The organism is uncultured Chloroflexus sp. (genome assembly GCF_937129525.1).
GTDB lineage: Bacteria > Chloroflexota > Chloroflexia > Chloroflexales > Chloroflexaceae > Chloroflexus.
The window spans coordinates 1-19,776 of sequence record NZ_CAKZNK010000011.1; the positions used below are offsets into that span (position 1 = coordinate 1).

At 54.7% G+C, this 19,776-nt stretch carries 14 protein-coding genes; 10 read left to right on the forward strand and 4 right to left on the reverse strand.

The genetic code is table 11. From position 1 onward, the window contains the following. Together Q0650_RS00570 and Q0650_RS00575 are read right to left on the reverse strand one after the other, a co-directional pair. A partial coding sequence (locus Q0650_RS00570; RefSeq protein WP_298814645.1) for a peptidoglycan binding domain-containing protein occupies window positions 1-1,210 on the reverse strand: 1,210 nt, incomplete at its 3' end. Window positions 1,211-1,311: 101 nt separating this feature from the next. After that, a complete protein-coding gene (locus tag Q0650_RS00575) occupies window positions 1,312-3,876 on the reverse strand; it encodes a GAF domain-containing protein (RefSeq protein WP_298814648.1) in 2,565 nt (854 codons plus the stop codon). Window positions 3,877-4,129: 253 nt separating this feature from the next. Between Q0650_RS00575 and Q0650_RS00580 the strand changes: the two genes are divergently transcribed. Together Q0650_RS00580 and glmS are read left to right on the forward strand one after the other, a co-directional pair. Then, entirely contained in the window at window positions 4,130-4,693 is a 564-nt protein-coding gene (locus tag Q0650_RS00580) for a disulfide oxidoreductase (protein WP_298814653.1), read from the forward strand. 483 nt (window positions 4,694-5,176) lie between these two features. After that, window positions 5,177-7,039, forward strand: coding sequence for a glutamine--fructose-6-phosphate transaminase (isomerizing) (gene glmS, locus Q0650_RS00585; protein WP_298814656.1), 1,863 nt, complete (start codon window positions 5,177-5,179; stop codon window positions 7,037-7,039). 13 nt (window positions 7,040-7,052) lie between these two features. On the opposite strand, the gene Q0650_RS00590 is transcribed toward glmS, so the two are convergent. Both Q0650_RS00590 and rpmG read right to left on the reverse strand, forming a co-directional pair. Beyond that, a complete protein-coding gene (locus Q0650_RS00590; RefSeq protein ID WP_298814659.1) occupies window positions 7,053-8,390 on the reverse strand; it encodes a DUF4129 domain-containing protein in 1,338 nt (445 codons plus the stop codon). A 72-nt stretch (window positions 8,391-8,462) separates the two neighbouring features. Continuing rightward, the gene (gene rpmG, locus Q0650_RS00595; RefSeq protein ID WP_012256375.1) at window positions 8,463-8,627 is read right to left on the reverse strand and encodes a 50S ribosomal protein L33; all 165 of its coding nucleotides are present in this window, start codon (window positions 8,625-8,627) and stop codon (window positions 8,463-8,465) included. Window positions 8,628-9,057: 430 nt separating this feature from the next. Here rpmG and cas3 point away from each other — a divergent pair, with 430 nt between their 5' ends. The 8 genes from cas3 to Q0650_RS00635 all read left to right on the forward strand — a co-directional run bounded on the left by cas3 (window position 9,058) and on the right by Q0650_RS00635 (window position 18,871). Continuing rightward, window positions 9,058-12,282: a CRISPR-associated helicase Cas3' gene (gene cas3, locus Q0650_RS00600; RefSeq protein ID WP_298814681.1), complete on the forward strand. Its 3,225-nt coding sequence runs from the start codon at window positions 9,058-9,060 to the stop codon at window positions 12,280-12,282. 62 nt (window positions 12,283-12,344) lie between these two features. Then, window positions 12,345-13,013, forward strand: coding sequence for a type I-C CRISPR-associated protein Cas5c (gene cas5c / locus Q0650_RS00605; protein ID WP_298814684.1), 669 nt, complete (start codon window positions 12,345-12,347; stop codon window positions 13,011-13,013). Further along, window positions 13,010-14,896 carry a type I-C CRISPR-associated protein Cas8c/Csd1 gene (gene cas8c, locus Q0650_RS00610; RefSeq protein WP_298814686.1) on the forward strand — a complete coding sequence of 629 codons (1,887 nt, stop codon included), beginning with the start codon at window positions 13,010-13,012 and terminating at the stop codon, window positions 14,894-14,896. Before cas5c ends, cas8c begins: the two co-directional genes overlap by 4 nt. Before the next feature lie 50 nt (window positions 14,897-14,946). After that, a complete protein-coding gene (gene cas7c / locus Q0650_RS00615) occupies window positions 14,947-15,819 on the forward strand; it encodes a type I-C CRISPR-associated protein Cas7/Csd2 (protein WP_298814689.1) in 873 nt (290 codons plus the stop codon). A gap of 107 nt (window positions 15,820-15,926) precedes the next feature. After that, window positions 15,927-16,598 (forward strand): CRISPR-associated protein Cas4, encoded by a 672-nt coding sequence (cas4, locus tag Q0650_RS00620; protein WP_298814692.1) that lies wholly within the window; start codon window positions 15,927-15,929, stop codon window positions 16,596-16,598. A gap of 12 nt (window positions 16,599-16,610) precedes the next feature. Continuing rightward, entirely contained in the window at window positions 16,611-17,642 is a 1,032-nt protein-coding gene (gene cas1c / locus Q0650_RS00625; protein WP_298814695.1) for a type I-C CRISPR-associated endonuclease Cas1c, read from the forward strand. A gap of 17 nt (window positions 17,643-17,659) precedes the next feature. Beyond that, window positions 17,660-17,950: a CRISPR-associated endonuclease Cas2 gene (cas2, locus tag Q0650_RS00630; RefSeq protein ID WP_298814698.1), complete on the forward strand. Its 291-nt coding sequence runs from the start codon at window positions 17,660-17,662 to the stop codon at window positions 17,948-17,950. A 189-nt stretch (window positions 17,951-18,139) separates the two neighbouring features. Next, complete coding sequence (locus Q0650_RS00635) at window positions 18,140-18,871, forward strand: hypothetical protein (protein ID WP_298814700.1); 732 nt, start codon at window positions 18,140-18,142, stop codon at window positions 18,869-18,871. The last annotated feature ends 905 nt before the right edge of the window (window positions 18,872-19,776 follow it).

Here is a 19,776-nt window from a genome sequence, read left to right on the forward strand (position 1 = left end):
GACCCACTCCGATCAAGGTCGTAATGCCCAATTGATCAAGATTATCTGCGGTGATCGGGGGTGGAATCTCGCGGAAACTCACGGTCACCTCACGCTGATCAGCCGGTCTGGTCAAGGCTTCCATCACCGCCTCAAACGCCTGCGCCTCATCGATCCGCCGGCCCGGCTTTCCTTCCTGGAAGATCTCAAGCCGGCCGTCGTTCCAGTTCAGGCGGGGATAGGTACCGCGTACCTCGGTCGAGTCGCCCAGAGCGATCAATTTAGCCATCACCTGATCGCGATCGATACTGACCTCAAGCCGGTCACCAGCCGGATCCGCCACTCTATCCACGCGAATCATCCGGGCCAGCTCATCTAATGACCAGACAAACGAGCGACCATCAACCAGCAACGTGAGCGGTCCGGCCAAAATAGTTGCAATCTGCTCCTGGGCAACAAATGCCGCATCGTCACGCAGCGACGGTTCAAGCACACGGGTGCGGAGCGCCACTGTATCAGGATTCAGGTCCTGTAGCGCCGCCATAATCTCTTGGAGGGTTTCCGCAATCAGCACTTGCTGGCCTACTTCACCCGGCACAACTTCCACTGTCGCGCCATTCAACATCAACTGCGCATCAACCGCCGGCTGCTCCACTTCGGCTACGCGCGCCAGCAGATACTGTTGCATGGCAGCCTGATCAACTGAAAGCCGCAATGGCAGATCGACTCCGTATTGCCAGACCGCGCCGATCTGCTGGAGATTGGTTAACAGATCGTTGCCCCGTCCAACCGCTAGCGCCGCATCGAGCGCCTGATCGATTTCCAGGGACACCCCCAATTCGGCGAGGGTCGGCGTCCAGGAACGTCCGCTATAGGTCAAAACAACCGGTTGCGCCAGAAACGGCGAAAATCTCGCCTCGATTGCCGCCTGCGCTTCATCACGATGCAGATTGCCGACCTCTACGCCATGTACTCTGACATTGGGCAAAATACGATCGGCATAGCTACGTTCGAGGTAAATCATTCCGCCAGCGACCATTCCTGCGCCGATAAGAAGAATGGCGAGTAATAACCATCCCCAATGAAAACCGTGCCAGGTCGAGCCACGCTGCATTGACGGCGGCACTGTTTGATCGGGCCAGTCAACTGCGCCAGAAGCCGATGAGGCAAACACCTCATCGGCTGCGCCTTCGTGGGCTGGATTGTAAGGCTGCATATGCTGGGCCGACACCGAAACCTCCTCACCACAAAGAATCTGTTCTGACAGCTTACTATACCGTTGCCGGTGAAGCATGTCAATAAACGTAAGCTGATAAATAGCTTGCGCAGGAGTCAAGACGGCGATGACGCGCGCAAATGGAGCAGTCGTTGCACCAAAATCAACAATTCATGGGCGCGAAACGGCTTCTGCAAGGTGGCGGCCACCGGCGTCTCACCCAGCGAGTCAACATCTATCGGATAGCCGCTTAGCAAAGCTAAGGGCAGATGCGGATCGATCTCGGCAATCTGGCGACAAACCTCGTAGCCACTAATGTCCGCCAGGGAAATGTCGATCAGCGCGCAAGCAATCGGTTCGGCCTGCTCAACAAGACGGAGTGCCTCTGTGCCAGAGGCAACGACACGCGCGTGATAACCGGCATGGGTCAAAATCCGTTCGATCAGTGAACGCACTTCGTCGTTATCGTCAACGACCAGAACGTAGGCCGTCGCGTTCTCGGTGTCATTGAGCGCAGCCCAGGACTCTGCCACCGGTGGCTGTGGTGGCAACCACACCGTAAACATACTGCCCTTGCCCGGCTGGCTATCAACTTCCAACGCGCCACCGTGCCGCTGCACGATCTTAAGCACCCCCGCCAGGCCGAGACCATGACCGTGAGCTTTCGTGGTGAAAAATGGCTCGAAGATGTGCTGGCAGACTGCCGGATCAATTCCGCTGCCGTTATCGCGCACCTCCAGAGTCACATAGTTGCCGGGCACGAGTCGGTGTGGGGTCAGCCGATCCATCGTCGCAACATCCAGTCGTCGTTGCCGGGTCTGAATCCAGATATCGCCGCTACCATCGATCAACGCCTCACCGGCATTGTTCACGAGATTCAGCACAACCTGTCGCATCTGCACCGGATCGGCTATGACCGGCGGTATGTCAGAGTCGAGATCGAGATGAATGCGCACCTGTTCGCTCATCGACGCGCGAAAAGCAGACAGCGTCTCAATCACTAATCGGTTGAGATCCAGAGGCTGCATGTCAACTTGCTCTCTACCGGCAAGGTTGAACAGTCGCTGCACCAGATCGGCAGCCTGCTGAACGGCATTCATGAGCCGGGTATGATGGTACTGTGCAACCGGTGAAAGCGGCGCCACCCGCTCGATCAACTGCGCATTGCCGACAATAATATTGAGGAGATTGTTGAAATCGTGCGCAACGCTCCCGGCCATTACTCCTAAACGTTCCAGACGTTCGAGCTGCTGTACCCTACGCTCATAGCGCAACAGCTCGGCAGTCTTTTCCCGTTGTTCGGTTAAATCCTGACCGATCAACAGAAACTCGGCAATCTCGCCATTCAGATGTCGGCGGCAGCTTATTGTCCAGAACAGATGATGTTTCCGATCACGAAGGGTAAGAGTGGTTTCGAACGAATGCGCATGATCGCTCGTCATCACCTCGCGCGCTAACGCCATAAAGAGCGGTCGCTCAGCCTCGCTGAGCAACGTTGTCAGATAAGGCTTGCCAATCACTTCAGCGTGAGTATGACTGAAGACCTGTTCGGCCATGCGGTTGAATTCAGTAATCCGCAGTTCGCGATCCAGGCAGATGATGATATTGCCGGCCAGTTCGATCAGCGACCGAAACCGCTCAAACGAATCGACCATGCGCGTGAAGAGAGTCGTATTATGCAAAGCAACACTGATCTGATCGGCCAGCAGCGACAACAGAAAGAGATCCTCGTCATCAAGCGCCGGATTGCCGAGCGACTCAACAATGATCACGCCGACCGGCTGACCGTCATCGTAGCGCAACGGCATAATAATACACTGCGTGGTGCCGGGCATAACTTCCAGAAAGTCAGGATCATACCGGGCATCGCGCACAAACTCAGCCTTGCCAGAACGCATCACCCGCCCGGCGACGCCTTCGTGCAATCGGATCACCGACAACACCCGATCGTAACCAACCACCGCTTGCAGGCGCAACACACCCTCTTGCAACAGATAAATACTGACCAGTTGATACCCGAAGGCGCGGCGCAACTGGTCTACGACCAATTGACACAGGGTTTCCGTTTGCAAGGTCGAATTCACCAGCGCGGCCACCTGTTGCACCAGCAGCAACTGGTCAAGGCGGCGCTGCATTGTGCGGTAAAGTAGCACATTGTCAACCAGCAACGCCATTCGTTGCGCTACTTCTTCTGCCAGCGCGATGTCGGCCTGAGTAAACTGACGGCCTGACTTCGCCAGGAGAGTGAACGCCAGCACGCCACAGACACGATCTGATAAACGCATCGGCACACAGAGGATGTGACGCGGCCTGATCTGGCGTAAAATCGCCTGATAGGCTGGCGAGAAGGCCGGATCTTCGCTATAACTGTCGGGCAAATCGGTCAAGAGGAGCCGGCTGCCACTCTGCAAGGCCAGAGCCGGCGCTGAATGGGGATCGACCAGCAACGAATCACTGGCGAGTTGTTCGATGAGGGACTGCTCGCTCGGATCGGCGCAGGCAATGGCGACTCGACGCATCTGCTGATGTTCATCACGAATGATAACGGCGCACCAATCACCCAACAAGGGAACCAGGCGTTGGGCAATCTTTGGCAGAACCTCGATCTGGTTAAACGAGGTAAACCATGCGCCGAGATCGGCAAGCAAACGGGTTTGTTCCGCAGACCAGCTTTCTTCCATTTCTCTGCGCGAGGTTGAGCGAGTAATATCAAAAATAATAACAAAACTTTGTATTTAAAAAAGGATATGCTTTAAGTATACTCTCACGCTCAGACCAGATCAAGCACACCTTCAGAGGCTGAACCCAAAACCCGCAAACTATTGACAAGACACTCACTTCATTCAGATAACGAACTTTCCGCAAACCTGGCCATGCAGCTCGTGCTACAATGCCTTTGGAACGATAATATAACAACCAGGTACGGAGCAAATTATGGATCGCGCTCAATCGATGAATCTGCCTGCGGCAGCTCAGAGCTACCACATTCTCGATTACCTCTCGCTCGCCTGCCGTCATATTGCGCTACTGGCGGCAATGGTAGCCACCAGCGGTAGCCTTTTCTTCAGTGAAGTTCTGCGCTGGATTCCATGTGAACTGTGCTGGTATCAGCGGATTTTGATGTACCCGCTGGTAGTCATCCTCTTTGTCGGGATCTGGCGCGATGATCGGAATGTCCACTGGTATGCGCTCCCGCTCGCCTTAACCGGCATAGCGGTCTCGCTCTATCACTATCTAATGGTGATGCTGATCATTCCGCCAGCGCCCTGCGCGGGCGCGGTGCCTTGCGCTTTCGACTATATTAACATTCCCGGCGTGTTGAGCTTTATCAAGATTCCGTTTCTGGCGCTGGTGGCGTTTGTAATCATCAGCGTGATGATGGCCAATCTGGCGCTGGCCGAGACGCCGCCTGCTCACGGGCGCGCCGCGCGCATCGCCGCCACTGTCATCGTGCTTGGCACGACTGCGCTCTTCGTTGGGTTGGGAATGATGATCTGATGTTTAGTTCCCGCATAAACAATCTGTCATCTTGACTGCTCCGGAGGTGTGATATAGTATTGACATCGTTGGTTTCCTGGTAAGGCCGCGCGGGGGCGCGGTCAGGAGGGTGCGCAGCCATAATACGAGTAGCATGAAAGCGCATGGGCTTCGCCACCGGCGAAGTTGACGAGGACGGAGGTTCCCGGCGCGAGCCGGAGCTAACGGGGTGAGAGACCCCGGAACATCGAGAGATCAGCGGAAGCCTCCCCGGCGCAGGGCGCCGCCGGCAAGCTGGCGAGATAACACCTCCTGGCGACAGGCAAGGGCAGAGCCGCCAGCAGTGACCCACCACCATTTCATCCCCCGCTACGTACAGCCAGCATAACGACTGTGTTGCCGCAAGCAGGCAGCCGGGTGGTCGTGTTGCGCGCGCCGCAATACAGTCCGGTTGTTGCGTCAAGAGCGGCGAAGATTTCCTGTTGTCTAAGGAGCAATACCAGTATGTGTGGCATTGTCGGTTATATCGGTTCACGTGACGCCACAACGGTAGTCGTGCAGGGCTTGCAACGATTGGAATATCGCGGCTACGACTCAGCCGGAGTCGCTATATACGACCAAACCGCCGGATTGCAGATCCGGCGCAGCACAGGCAAATTAGAGAATCTGCAACGGCGACTGATCGCCGAACCGGCGCGCGGCGCCATCGGTATTGGTCACACCCGCTGGGCCACGCATGGCGGCGTTACCGAGGCCAATGCGCACCCACACCGCGACGCCAGCGGCGCGATTGTAGTGATTCAGAATGGGATTGTCGAAAACTATCTCGAATTGAAAGGGCGCTTGATCGAGCTGGGCTATCAGTTCACCTCGCAAACCGATACCGAAGTGATCGCGCACCTCATCGGGCACTATTATCAATCGTGTCGCGATCTGACAACCGCCACGCGCCAGACCTTGCGCGAACTGCGCGGCGGCAACGCAATCGTCGCCTTCTGTATTCACGAGCCAGATACGCTGGTCGCCGCCCGTCTGGGCAACGCCGGCGGGATCGCCATCGGCCTGGGGGATAATGAGCATTTCATCGCCTCCGACATTCCGGCCATTCTCGATTACACGCGCAACCTGATCTTTCTTGAAGATCGCGATGTAGCCGTTGTTCGGCGTCACGAATTGACCATCACCCGCCTTGATGGCACACCTGCACAACGTCCCGTCCATACAATTAGCTGGGATCCGGTAGCCGCCGCGAAAGGCGATTACCGCCACTTTATGCAGAAGGAGATCGACGAACAGCCACGCGCATTGATGGATGCCCTGCGCGGAAGGATTGACCAGGAGAGTGGGCGAGTCGAACTCGAAGATTTGCGCTTGAGCGACAGCGACCTGCGGCGGATAGAGCGGATCTATATCGCCGCCTGCGGCACCGCATGGCACGCCGGTCTGGTCGCCAAATTCATGATCGAACACCTCGCCAGAGTGCGGGTTGAAGTCGATTATGCCAGCGAATTTCGCTACCGCGATCCAATCCTGCAACGCGATGGCGAGCGTGACGCGCTCCTCCTCGCCATTACCCAAAGCGGTGAGACGGTTGACACGCTGGCGGCAATGGAAGAGGCCCGCGCTCAAGGCACGCCCAGCGTGGCGATTGTCAACGCCATTGGCAGTCAGGCCGCGCGTCTCGCCGACGGCGGCGCACTCTACCTCCATGCCGGGCCTGAGATCGGCGTAGCGTCAACCAAAGCCTTTACGTCGATGCTGGCAGTGGCCTATCTCTTCGCCCTGAAACTGGCCCAGGCGCGCGGCACTCTCAGCCCGATCCAGATCCGCGAACACTTACAGGCCCTGATCGAGTTACCGGGCAAAGCGGCGCAAACCATCGAACAGACGACTCCGCTCTGCGTCGAACTGGCCGAACGGCACTATCACGCCAGCAACGCGCTCTACCTTGGCCGTCAGATCAACTATCCCATTGCCCTGGAAGGCGCGCTCAAGTTGAAGGAGATCAGCTACATCCATGCCGAAGGATACCCGGCAGGCGAGATGAAACACGGCCCAATTGCGCTGATCGACGAAGGGCTGCCCGTTATCTGCATCGCCACCCGCGATCACATCTACGAAAAGATGATCAGCAACGTCGAGCAGGTGCGCGCCCGACACGGTCAGGTTATCGCCATCGGCCACATCGGCGACAGCCTGCTGGCAAGCAAAGCCAATGCCATGATCGAAGTGCCGGCAACGCTCCCATTCCTGCAACCGATCCTGAACGTGATCCCGTTGCAGATCTTTGCCTACCACGTTGCCGTACTGCGCGGCTGCGATGTTGATCAGCCGCGCAATCTGGCCAAGAGCGTCACCGTCGAATAGGCGCCGCCGGGGATCACAAATCCTCGAATGAGCGCGCGGCCTGTTCGGCAACTTCAGCCTCGGCCAGCGTGGCGCCTGCCGGATGGTAGCGCGCCCGTTCATAGGCATTCGTAAGCGTAACCAGTGGCGCCGGATCGGGCAGAGACGGCGCCACCGTTGCGCACCATTCAGCGGGAGTTTGCTCTACCCGCCGCCGCCACCCCCGCGCTTCGAGCGCCAGCAACACCTGCACATACGCGCGGCGGACGCGCGTTGAAGGGTCGCCGCCACGCAGCGCAGCCAGCGCTGCCCGCAACCCGGTCAGTTGACGGCGAAAAGGTGAACGCAACCCGTTGAGCAACCCTTGCAGATCGGACAGCAAACTCTGCGCGACATCGAGCGATTGCCGTTCTTCATCATTCGAGGCCAGCCGCGCGCGTCGTCGCCAGAGCATTATCGCGATCAGCAACAACGCCAGCGGGATCAATGCCAGCACAAACGTCGCCTGCTGAGCAACAGCAAACACCGTCTCGACTGCGCTATCATTCACCGTCGCCGAATCCGGCGTTGGCGGCGGTTCAGGCAACAGATTAATCCGAGCCAGCGCCTGACCCAACAATCCCAACAGCGCGCGAATAGCGCCACCGAACACCTCAGCCAGCAAGTAGACGATCAGCGACCCGATCTGCGCAAAAGGCAACAACAGCGCGCGCAGGATCGCCACAATCCCATCGAGCGCCACATCGCCACTGAACAGCGCCACCAGCGCCACACCCACTGCCAGCACGCCCCCGATCACCACCACCAGCAGCGTCAGCCAGCGCCCATCGACCGCCTGCTGCCGATTGGCAGCCGTCTCGATCACATGCGTCAGCGCCAGAGCGCCCAACCCCGCGCCAACCAGACCGGCAACGTACAACAACAAGACATCAGTGGGGAGCGGCGATCCGGCGTGAAAGAGAGGGGCAACGAGCAGACACCCGCCGACAATCAGCGCGGCGCGACTGCCCGCCGCAAGCAACGTGACGCTATCATACTCGGCCAGACGGGTGCCACGCCAGACGAGGAAAAACGAAGTCAACACCACCAGATACACCAACCCACTCTGCGGTTGACCGGGCCACAGCGCCATCATCAAGCGCACCGGATCGAGACCGAACGACCACCAGCCCAACAGCGCCGCAGCCACAAACGGCGCCAGGGCCAGCGCCCCGCGCCGATACGGCGGACGCGCGCCATCAGCCAGCCAGCCCAGCCCAACCGCGCCGGCCAGTCCCAGCCAGGGCAAGACCAGACCGGTCAGCGCCAGCACTGGCAAACCGGTCAGCGTCGCCTCGAACGCAATCAGCAATCCTGCTCGCAACCAGCGCATCGCATGCCTGCGTAAGGAAACAATAACGAAGCCGGGAGCGCTTGGGCGCCCCCGGCCTCAACCCGCAACAACCTACTTCGTCTCGCGGTACAACACGTGACGGCGAACAATCGGATCATACTTGCGCAACTCGAGGCGGCTCGGATCGTTGCGCCGATTCTTCTCGGTAGTATAGGTGTGACCGCTCTCGGTGCTCTTCAGCTTGATCACGATGCGGTTACCCTTCTTGCTGGCCATAGCGATCCCTCTTCCCAGAACTACACACGAAATTGCGCCTGACCGGCGCACTGCCCCTAAGTATACCACACCGGTCAGGGTGTGGCAACCGGGCATTGAGATCAAGCGAGCAGCACGCTGCGATTGCTGCGTATGGTGCCACAATGGACACAAGCATCTGCTATGGTTAAAACATTCTCGGTGTGTTACGTTAGTTGCAACAACAGCCACTTACAATGAGCCTGACGAATCGGACAGGCGGATAGACAGCACATTTCATTCAGAGCGGGCAACTCGTCTTCAGTCCGTCATTGACGAAGACCGGAAAAAATTGCCTTGAATTGTGACCGTAGTTGACACAACCATCTGCTATGCTGAAAGGGAACCACGACCTGGTAACGAAATAAACGAAATATACGAAACTCACCTGTTATCTGTCGAGGAGCATGGTATGAACCGAGCGCACAACAAAGCCGCGCGCTTGATCCAGATCGAACAACTCTTACTGGCCCATCCTGAAGGCCTCACGCAGGCCGAGCTTGCCCGCCGTTTAAGCGTCAATCGTTCCACCATCAGCCGTAATCTGGCCGATGTGCCGGGATATATCTACGAGGATGAAGATGGACGCATCAAGATCGATCGGCAAGCAGAATTGATCAATTTACGCCTGAGCCTACCTGAAGCGCTGGCCATCCATATAGCAGCGCGCCTGATGTCCAGGCAAATGGATCGCCAAAACCGCCACGCAGCCGCTGCGCTGCGCAAATTAGGGCATGCAATGGAACGCTATGCCCGGCGCATCAGCCAGCATGTACTGCAATCGGCGAATGACATAGACAGCGCAGGACAGCTTAATGACCCGGTGTATCTGAACGTGTTTGAATGCCTGACCGACGCCTGGACAAGTGGGCGAAAGGTTCGTATCTGGTATCAAATTGACACAAATGAGCGCATCTATGAATATCTGCTCAGTCCATACTTCATTGAGCCGTATCCAATCGGACAAACGACCTATGTCATTGGCAAGGCGCTGCTGCTTGGCGACAATGGCTGGAATGAAGAAAAGATGCGCACCTTCAAAATTGAGCGCATCTGCCGCGCCGAGCTAACCCAAGAGTCGTATCAAATTCCGGCAGATTTTGATCCGCACGCGTATTTAGCCGATGCATGGGTTATCTGGTCGAATGAAGGCGAACCGGTGGAAGTAGCGCTCCGTTTTACCGCGCGAGTGGCACAGCGCGTACAGGAAACGCGCTGGCATCGTTACGAACGCACCGAACTGCAGTCTGATGGATCGCTCATCTGGCGAGCGCGGATTGCCGAACCAAAAGAGATGCTCCCCTGGATTCGGGGTTGGGGCGCGGATTGTGAAGTGCTGGAACCGGCGTGGCTGCGGAAGAAAATCGAGCGTGAGGTGAGGGAGATGGCGCGGGTTTACAGGTTGAGTGATGAGGGTGGGTCACAAGTTCGCTTTTTTGCTCATCGACGCGACGGTGAAGCACGTGATGAGTGGCAACCACTGATCGAACATCTAAAAAACACTGCAGAAATGGCACGAGAATTTGGCCGACACTCAAATATCGCAGAACTGGCGTACATTGCCGGTCTAATCCATGATTTAGGCAAATACTCTGCTGAATTCCAAAAACGTCTGGAAGGCGGCCCACGTGTCGATCACTCCACTGCCGGCGCAAAGGAACTCAAGACATTGCTCAAGGATCCACGGCTTGAATGCTTTGCCCAACTATTGATGTATCCAATTATGGGGCATCACTCCGGTTTACCTGATTATGGTCATGAGACAGACCTGGACGGCGGAACTGTCTGCGCGCGTTTGAAGAAGGACATTCCTGATTACAGCGCTTACAAGAACGAGTTAGACCTATCCAGTTTGCCTTTTCCTAAACACCTCCACATTAAACCACAGGAGAAATACCCTGGATTTTCTTTTGCTTTCCTGATTCGCATGGTGTTTTCCGCCCTGGTAGACGCAGACTTCCAGGAAACCGAATCATACATGCAGGGGAAGAAACCTCGTGGTAACCACAAAGATGTGACGAGGCTATACCAGGACCTGGATAGATACCTGGAATGTTTCAAAAATCCGACCAGTGATATCGATCGTAAGCGTAACGAGACTCTTCATGCGTGTATTGAACACGGTAAAAGCCTATCACCGGGCTTCTTCTCGCTTACGATACCGACAGGTGGTGGCAAGACGCTGGCATCAATGGCATTTGCGCTGCACCACGCCGTCAAGAACGGACTGCGACGCATTATCTATGTCATTCCATTCACAACAATTATCGAACAAAATGCCGCAGTTTTCAAAAATATATTTGGCGAAGAGAATGTTCTCGAACACCATTCCAATTTTGACTGGGAAACCCGGCACAGCGCTCACCCAGAGGATCAGACCAACAGTGTTCTTGCTAAACTCAAACTTGCAGCAGAAAACTGGGATATTCCTATCGTTGTAACAACAAACGTCCAGTTCTTTGAGTCGCTATTCGCCAACACTCCATCACGTTGTCGAAAACTGCACAATATCGCCAGAAGCGTTATTATCTTCGATGAAGCGCACATGCTACCGCGTGAATACATGCGTCCAGCAATGGCAGCGGTTTGGGAACTGGTGACGAACTACAGCGCAAGCGCAATCTTCTGCACCGCCACCCAACCTGGACTGGAACGGTTCCTTCCCGAAGGAACGTTTGTCAGGGAACTCGCACCCAATCCGCAGGAATTGTTTTCTTTCTACAAACGGGTGGAAGTGAAAAACCTGGGAACGCTTACCGACGAAGAGTTACTCGAGCGCCTGAGTGCTCATGAACAGGTGCTGTGCATTGTGAACACCCGGCGCCACGCCAGCGGGTTGTTTCGAGGGTTGCAGGGTGAGGGGAACTATCATCTCTCCACGCTCATGTGCCCCGCGCACCGCCGCACTACACTGACTGCAATACGAAGGCGATTGATACGAGGAGAACCGTGCCGCGTCATTTCAACGACGGTCATGGAAGCCGGCGTTGATCTGGACTTTCCTGTTGGGTACCGCGCTCTGGCAGGATTGGACTCGATCAATCAAGCAGCAGGACGTGTCAACCGAGAGATGCGGCACAACGTTGGCAAAATGTTTATCTTTGAACCAAAATCGCAATTCATTCAGAGAATACCATCGTTTGTACAACAATCAGCGGAGGTCGCTCGAATGGTCTTACGCGATCATGCAACTGAACCAATTTCTATTCAAGCTATCCGTTCATTTTTTGATCAGTTATATGATTTACAAGATTCAAACATCTCATTCGACCACAAACAAATCATGAATGATTTGAGCGATGAAAACTGCAAATTTAGTTTTGCAACTGCGTCAAGCAAATTCCGCATTATTGAAGATAAAACCGTGACAATAGTTATCCCATACAACAAAGAAGTAATTCGATTAATTGAAGATCTAAAAGAAACACGTTACCCATTGGCTATCTTGCGCAAGCTACAACCTTACACGGTATCGATTTATGAAACAGAATTCGAACAGCTATGCTCAAAAGGGGTCATTTCAACAATCAATGATACGTATCACTTTCTTGATCCATATCATGCACAATATTACTACGATTCTCATCAGGGATTGCTTATTCCCGAGAGTTCGGGTGGAGATGGGTTGCTGTTTTAGCATAGACATCGGGATCGATTTCACTGTTTGAAGTGATGCAAAAGAAAGGAGCGCACGACGATATGGGATACGGCATCATTATCCGCGTACAAGGCAGATACGCCCTCTTTACTAGACCGGAGATGAAAGTCGAGCGTGTCAGTTACGATGTAATAACGCCATCGGCTGCTCGTGGCATTATCGAGGCAATCTATTGGAAACCGGCCATTCGCTGGGTGATTGATAAAATCCACGTTCTGCGCGAGATTCAGTTTACGAACATTCGCCGGAATGAGGTGAGTGATAAAGTATCGGTAGATAATGCCCTACAAGTTATGAAAGGAAATCATAAACCGCTCTACATTGATGTGACAGACAAACGCCAACAACGAGCCGCAATGGTCTTGAGAGATGTTGATTACGTTATTGAAGCGCATTTCGAACTAACGAATAAAGCAGGAATAGAAGATACTGAGGAAAAGCACTACAACATTGTTCTGCGACGGCTACGAAACGGGCAGCACTTCCATGCTCCGTGCCTGGGAACGCGCGAATTTCCTGCTTGCGTGACACTTATCGAGAACCGAAATGATATTCCTAAAAGTCCGTTAGAAGGAAAACGCGATCTGGGATGGATGCTCTACGACCTGGACTTCTCGAGTCCGAATGATATTCAGCCGATGTTCTACCACGCCATTATGTGCGACGGGGTGATCGATGTGCAAGAACTGAGCAAGGAGGTCCGCCGATGATTCTCCAGGCGCTTTACAACTACTATCAAATCTTGTGTGATGATCCGGATACAGATATCGCTGAGCTGGGGTACAGCAAGGTTCCTGTGAGCCACGCTCTCAACCTATCGTCTCAAGGTGAGCTTCTTGAAATCATTCCGCTATATATCCCGGTACAGCAGGGCAAGAAGACCGTTGAGCGTCCGCGGCGAATGAAAGTGCCGGAACAGGTCAAACGCAGTGTGAATGTTGAAGCGAATGTTCTGTGTGACAACGCTGCTTACATCCTGGGTTTGACCGAGAAAGAAACCAGTGATCTCGATTACGCATTAAAACGATTCAACGCTTTCAAAGAGCGAAATATTGCTTTCCTGAATAGCGTAGGAAATAGAACAGCGCAAGCAATTATCAGGTTCCTGGAAAGCTACGATCCGGCGAGCGCGAAAACAAAACCTGTTATTTCCGATCATCTCGATAGCCTTTTGAAAGGCAGCAACCTGATTTTTTATGTGGATGGCAAGAGTGCGCTCGATGATCCGGAGATTAAGCAGGCGTGGGAATCAGAAGTTTCACAACAGAACACGTCTGAAATGCAATGTCTGATCACAGGAATTAAAGCGCCAATTGCCCGGCTTCATCCCGATATCAAGGGTGTACGCTACGCGCAATCAAAGGGCGCATCACTGGTCAGTTTCAACCTTGATGCTTTCAAATCTTACCGACGCGATCAAGGCGCAAACGCGCCTATCAGCCGCCGCGCAGCAGCAGCATACACCAACGCGCTTAACTACCTGCTCTCGAGCGAGAATCCTCATCGTCCAATCCTGTTCGGTGATACAACGGTCGTGTACTGGGCAGATAGCGCTGAAAAACGCTACGCAGGCGCGTTCTATGCGCTATTGAACCCAGAAAATCGACCAAATCAGGAAAACAAGGAAGGTGAAGTTGCGAATTCGAAACGCACACGTGATAGGGGCGCTGAAGGAACGCTCCGTGCAGTCGCAGAGAAAATAGAGCAAGGCAAGCCGATTGATATTCACGCACTGCGTGGGGGACTGGATGACAGCACGCGCTTCTACGTGCTGGGGTTAGCTCCAAATGCCTCGCGTCTCGCTGTGCGCTTCTTCCTTACCGAGCCTTTCGGAGTGTTCGCCGAGCGCATTATGCAACACTACGACGACCTGCGTATCGAGAAGGAGCATGCGAATCAGCCTGATAATCTTTCCCCCTATCGCATTCTGGCTGAGTGTGTTTCTCCCAAAGTGACACAGCGCGAAGAAGAGCTGAAAGCGTCATGGTCGCTCCTTGGCGGCGCATTTATGCGCTCCATTTTGCTGGGCACACCGTATCCCGAGGGTTTGTATGTTGCCATTATCAACCGCATTCGTCACGATAATGATGAGGAGGGACAACATCGCAAGATCACCTATGCTCGCGCCGCCTACATTAAGGCGCATCTGTTGCGAAAGTACCGTCATCAGAGCCAGAACCCATACAAGGAGGCACTTACGATGGCACTAAATGAGTCATATGCTCACCCTGCCTATGTCCTGGGGCGTTTGTTCGCGCTGCTGGAGAAGGCGCAGATTGAAGCGATCGGAAAGGAGGTTAACGCCACTATTAAGGATCGTTATTTCACCTCAGCCTGCGCTTCACCAGCCAGCGTCTTTCCTGTACTCTTACGTTTATCACAACACCATATTGCCAAAGCTGAATATGGCTATGCGCTTGATCGCAAGATTCAGGAGCTGCTTGGCATGCTCGATGCCAAACCTTTCCCGTCGCGTCTGACACTCGACGAACAAGGAATTTTTGTGCTGGGCTATTACCATCAGCGCGCTGCATTCTACGCTAAATCCTCCGTCGGCGAAGAGACTGCTTCAACCGAGTCGGTACAGATCTGATGCACCCAATACTACTGTGCCAACATCAATTTGAAAGGAGACACCCTACAATGGCCGCTGAAGCTATCAAAAATCGCTATGAGTTTGTCCTGTTTTACGATGTGGAGAACGGCAACCCGAACGGCGATCCCGATGCAGGCAACATGCCTCGCATTGACCCTGAAACCGGCTACGGTCTCGTGACCGATGTCTGCCTGAAACGCAAGATTCGCAACTATGTGGAGATGGTAAAGGGTGATGCGGCAGGATACCGTATCTATATCAAGGAAGGCGTCCCGCTGAACACCAACCATAAAGAGGCCTATCTTGCTGTTGGGCTGGAACCGGGAAAGAAAGCCAACCTTGAAGGGGTCAATAAAGCGCGCGTCTGGATGTGCCGAAATTACTTCGATATTCGCACATTTGGAGCAGTATTAACGGTAGGCGATAACTGTGGGCAGGTTCGCGGTCCGGTGCAGATCAATTTTTCACGCAGCATAGACCCAATTGTCCAACAAGAAGTCACCATTACACGTCTGGCCGTTACCCGCGAGGAGGATGCTGACAAAGAGCGCACTATTGGGCGTAAGCATATCGTTCCCTATGCGCTATACCGGGCTGAAGGATACATTTCTGCCCGGCTGGCAAACGATCCATCGAAGGGCACCGGTTTCTCGGAAGATGACCTGAACCTCTTCTGGGAAGCGCTGATCAACATGTTCGAGCACGATCGCTCGGCAGCGCGCGGCAAGATGGCGACGCGAAAGTTGTTTGTCTTCAAACACGAGAGCGAATTAGGGAACGCTCCTGCGCATAAGCTATTTGAATTGATCAGGGTCACGAGAAGACCTGAGGCAAACCCTCCACGCAGCTTCAGTGACTACGAGATTTTATTTGACAGGGATGGACTACCAGAGAAGGTAGAGTGTATTGAGATGTTGTAACGTCATAGACGTAGTTCAGCTCAAACCCGTGCGCCTGTCAGGTGAAATAGCTTACGACAGGCGCACATCATGACCAATACCAGGATTACAGAAACCACCTGAAACCAATGACAAACCGCGAATACACCGTTGATGAACTCCTGCCCCTATCAGGCATCCAGCACTTTCTGTTCTGCCGCCGCCAGTGGGCATTGATCCACGTCGAGCTACAATGGCAGGACAATGTGTTGACAGTGGAAGGCAAACAGCTCCACGAGCGTGTCGATGATCCCTTCTTTACCGAGACACGCAAGGATCTGATCATTTCGCGGGCAGTGCCGGTTGCATCGTATACCCTCGGACTGACCGGTATCTGTGATGTTGTGGAATTCACCCGTTCACCAGAAGGGATCACCCTGCCGGGGCGCGAGGGTTTCTACCTTCCGGCGCCGGTCGAATACAAACGTGGACGCCCCAAACGCGAACCGGTGGATGAAGCTCAGCTTTGCGCACAGGCGATGTGTCTTGAAGAAATGCTGGCGGTGACTATCCCGCGGGGTTTCCTGTATTACGGCAAAACTCGCCGTCGCGAAGCGGTTGAACTCACGGAAGAGCTGCGCCGTCTGGTGCGCGATGCCGCTGCCGAGATGCACGCATACATGGCGCGTGGTTACACGCCGCGCGTCAAGACCTCGAAAGCCTGCCGCTCCTGCTCGCTGGCAAATGTCTGTTTACCTGATATGCAAGCCAGAAATGTTCCTGCTTCAACCTACATTCGCCAACAGATTGATCATATCTGAGGAGTCAGTCTGGTGAAACGACTCAACAATACTCTCTACGTCACCTCACCTGATGTGTATCTCGGACTTGATGGCGAAACCATCGTTATTCGCAAGGACGAGCGCACATCAACGCGCCTGCCGCTCCACAACCTCGAGAACATCGTTTGCTTCACATTCAGCGGGGTGAGCCCGGCGCTGATGGGCGCCTGCGCTGAGCGAAACATCGGGTTAACCTTTCTCGATCCGAATGGACGCTTTCGGGCACGGGTCAGCGGCAAGACACGCGGCAACGTCCTTCTGCGCAAAAAGCAATACCGTCTGGCAGAGGAAGAACAGCAGCGCCTGCCCGTCGCAATCTCATTCATCCAGGGCAAAATCTACAACAGTCGAAAAGTGCTCGAACGCGCTCTGCGAGACCATGCGCTGCTGATCGATGTCGAAGCGGTCAGAACAGCATCATTCACGCTCAAAGAAACGCTGAAAACCATCAGCGAGTGCAGCAGTATAGAACGTCTGCTGGCATTCGAGGGCAATGCTGCCAGCGCCTACTTCAGTGTCTTCGATAACTTAATCCTGCACCAGAAAGACCACTTTGCTTTCAAGGAACGGTCGCGTCGTCCACCACGCGACAACATCAACGCCCTGCTCTCATTTCTCTACACCCTACTGACCAATGAGGCAGTATCGGCGCTGGAAACCGTAGGACTTGATCCTTACGTCGGCTTTCTCCACACCGATCGACCAGGGCGACCATCGCTTGCGCTCGATCTGATAGAAGAACTACGACCGGTGTTCGCCGATAGACTAGCACTCTCACTCATCAACCGCAAACAGATTCTGGGAAAAGGATTTACAAGTAAAGAGAGCGGTGGTGTGATTATGGACGAAGAAACTCGTAAAAGCGTCATCACAGCCTGGCAGGAGCGAAAAAAAGAAGAAATTCTCCATCCGTTCTTGAAAGAACGCATCCCGTTTGGGCTAATCCCACACGCACAGGCAACCCTGCTGGCGCGCTATCTCAGAGGCGATCTGGACGCTTACCCACCGTTTTTCTGGACCTAGAGCCAGGGAGCGAAGTTATGATGGTGCTGATCACCTACGACGTCAACACAGAAAGCGAAGCAGGTAAACGACGACTGCACAAAGTAGCGAAGGTCTGCCAGGACTACGGCCAGCGTGTACAGAAATCGGTTTTCGAGTGTCTGGTTGACGCAGCACAGCTTCGCCAGTTACAGGCCAGGCTAGAACGAATTATCGACAAGGAGACAGACAGCATTCGCTACTATTACCTTGGGAACGAATGGCGAAACCGGGTGCAGCATATCGGCATCAACACTAGCCTGGATCTAGAAGGAACTCTCATCACCTGATCTGCGAACCTGAAGTGAACATTGCATCAGCGGAAGGTTCGCAGGACGAACAGCACCTTAACATTCACATATGAACACTTAGCAGGTCTCTAAATCGCCTGTGAAGAGGATCGATGATACAACATTTAGTAGTTACAGCCTCACACATTACCAGATGTTGCGGTCGCCTTCCCTCGCGGAAGGCGTGGATTGAAACGCCGGCGACGCCTGCTGGGCGGCCCAGGTCAACGTCGCCTTCCCTCGCGGAAGGCGTGGATTGAAACCCTGTGTGTGACTGGTGTCGTGAGGTCGCTAGAGATTACTCATGGCGCTCACGGCTGGCATCCACACTTGCACAACCTGACGCTGCTGCCGTATCGCCGCCGTGTCTCATATCGCGATCTCTGGCGCGATCTCTGGATTGACGCGCTGCGGCTGTGCGGCGCGGATGGTCTCGCCGGGGTTGCTTACCATGAACGGATTGCTACCACTCCGGCGGATGCTGCTGAGTACATCGCTAAGTCGCTCTCGCTGCGCGTCTCGCTTGAGGCTGCCAGCGCGGTATCGAAACGCGGGCGGCGCGGCAGCCGCAACCAGTGGCAGATACTTGCGGACAGTTGTGGTGATCGCGCGTCGCGTGACGCGGCGCTGTGGTATGAGTACGTTGCTGCGGTGCGCGGGCGGTCGTCGCTCCAGTACTCGCGCGGCCTGCGTTCGCGGCTTACTGCGTTGTCGGATGGTGAGGTTGCGGCGGCGGAAACGGATCAGCTCGCCGTCATTCTTGCGTCGCTGGGCTGGTCGCAGTGGCGCAGGGTGCTTGAGAATAACGCGCGCTCGGATCTGCTGCGCGTTGCCGAGTCTGGCGATGCTGCTCAGGTCGCTGCGTTTCTCGCGTCGTTGGGGGTTGACGCGGGGAATCAGTGCATGTATACATACTTGTAGGTGTGTAAGGAAGTTAGGAGGTGTATGCAAGCAACAACTGATCACATAATTACATGCTCTGTTATCGTTCTGTCCGCTCGCGTCATTGAGCGTGACAGATATGTGCTGGTCATTGTTGAAGGCCTGTATTCATCCGATATCTGGGGGTCGCTACACGTTACGGCGTCTCGGATTGTCGACAGCCCAGTCGATCCCCTCGCGCGCGCCGCGCGGTCGCTCGCGTCGGGTGCAACGGTCGACTGTGATGTTCGTCTAACATCCCGTCCCGGGCCCTCTGGTCGTCCGCAACTGTATTTTGATTTAGTAGCTATCAAGTGATAGGAGGTTACACGTGACAGTCGCAGATCTCATTGCTCAGACTGTGTCTTTGGCCAATAGCGTCGCCGGCGGCGCAATGACTACGCTCCTTCTATCGGGCGGTATCATCGGTCTGGCGACGTATCTTATCCGGCGTGCCGTTCGTGCTGCCCGCTAGCCATGGATCTCTCATACACGTACGCTGATCTCTACGCGCTAGCATCATTGCTCATTGTGGCAGTCTACGGTCATGTTGCATCGAGCAGCATGACCGTTTTGACCATGTACCTGTGCGTTTTGCTTTCCGGCGGCGGGCCGGAAATCGCTCCTGGCGTTGTTCTGGTGCATATGCTCTCATCACTGTTTAAGAGGGTGAAATGAGTGTTCAGGAACTTCTTTCTGCAATTCAGAGTTTTCTTGTCGCCCTCGGCGTCTGGGATACCCTTGCGGTTTGGGTTCAAGTCCTCGCTGTCACTAGCGGGGGCATTACTCTGTCGCCTTCCCTCGCGGAAGGCGTGGATTGAAACCGCTCTCGGTGTACACTGTAACCGACACTCCGCGTCGCCTTCCCTCGCGGAAGGCGTGGATTGAAACAACCAGGCCAGTGG

Excerpts from the sequence above, each read along its gene's own strand:
- Q0650_RS00575 (WP_298814648.1), bottom strand. The coding sequence starts at position 3,876 with ATGGAAGAAAGCTGGTCTGCGGAACAAACCCGTTTGCTTGCCGATCTC.
- Q0650_RS00580 (WP_298814653.1), top strand. The coding sequence starts at position 4,130 with ATGGATCGCGCTCAATCGATGAATCTGCCTGCGGCAGCTCAGAGCTAC.
- glmS (WP_298814656.1), top strand. The coding sequence starts at position 5,177 with ATGTGTGGCATTGTCGGTTATATCGGTTCACGTGACGCCACAACGGTA.
- Q0650_RS00590 (WP_298814659.1), bottom strand. The coding sequence starts at position 8,390 with ATGCGCTGGTTGCGAGCAGGATTGCTGATTGCGTTCGAGGCGACGCTG.
- rpmG (WP_012256375.1), bottom strand. The coding sequence starts at position 8,627 with ATGGCCAGCAAGAAGGGTAACCGCATCGTGATCAAGCTGAAGAGCACC.
- cas3 (WP_298814681.1), top strand. The coding sequence starts at position 9,058 with ATGAACCGAGCGCACAACAAAGCCGCGCGCTTGATCCAGATCGAACAA.
- cas5c (WP_298814684.1), top strand. The coding sequence starts at position 12,345 with ATGGGATACGGCATCATTATCCGCGTACAAGGCAGATACGCCCTCTTT.
- cas8c (WP_298814686.1), top strand. The coding sequence starts at position 13,010 with ATGATTCTCCAGGCGCTTTACAACTACTATCAAATCTTGTGTGATGAT.
- cas7c (WP_298814689.1), top strand. The coding sequence starts at position 14,947 with ATGGCCGCTGAAGCTATCAAAAATCGCTATGAGTTTGTCCTGTTTTAC.
- cas4 (WP_298814692.1), top strand. The coding sequence starts at position 15,927 with ATGACAAACCGCGAATACACCGTTGATGAACTCCTGCCCCTATCAGGC.
- cas2 (WP_298814698.1), top strand. The coding sequence starts at position 17,660 with ATGATGGTGCTGATCACCTACGACGTCAACACAGAAAGCGAAGCAGGT.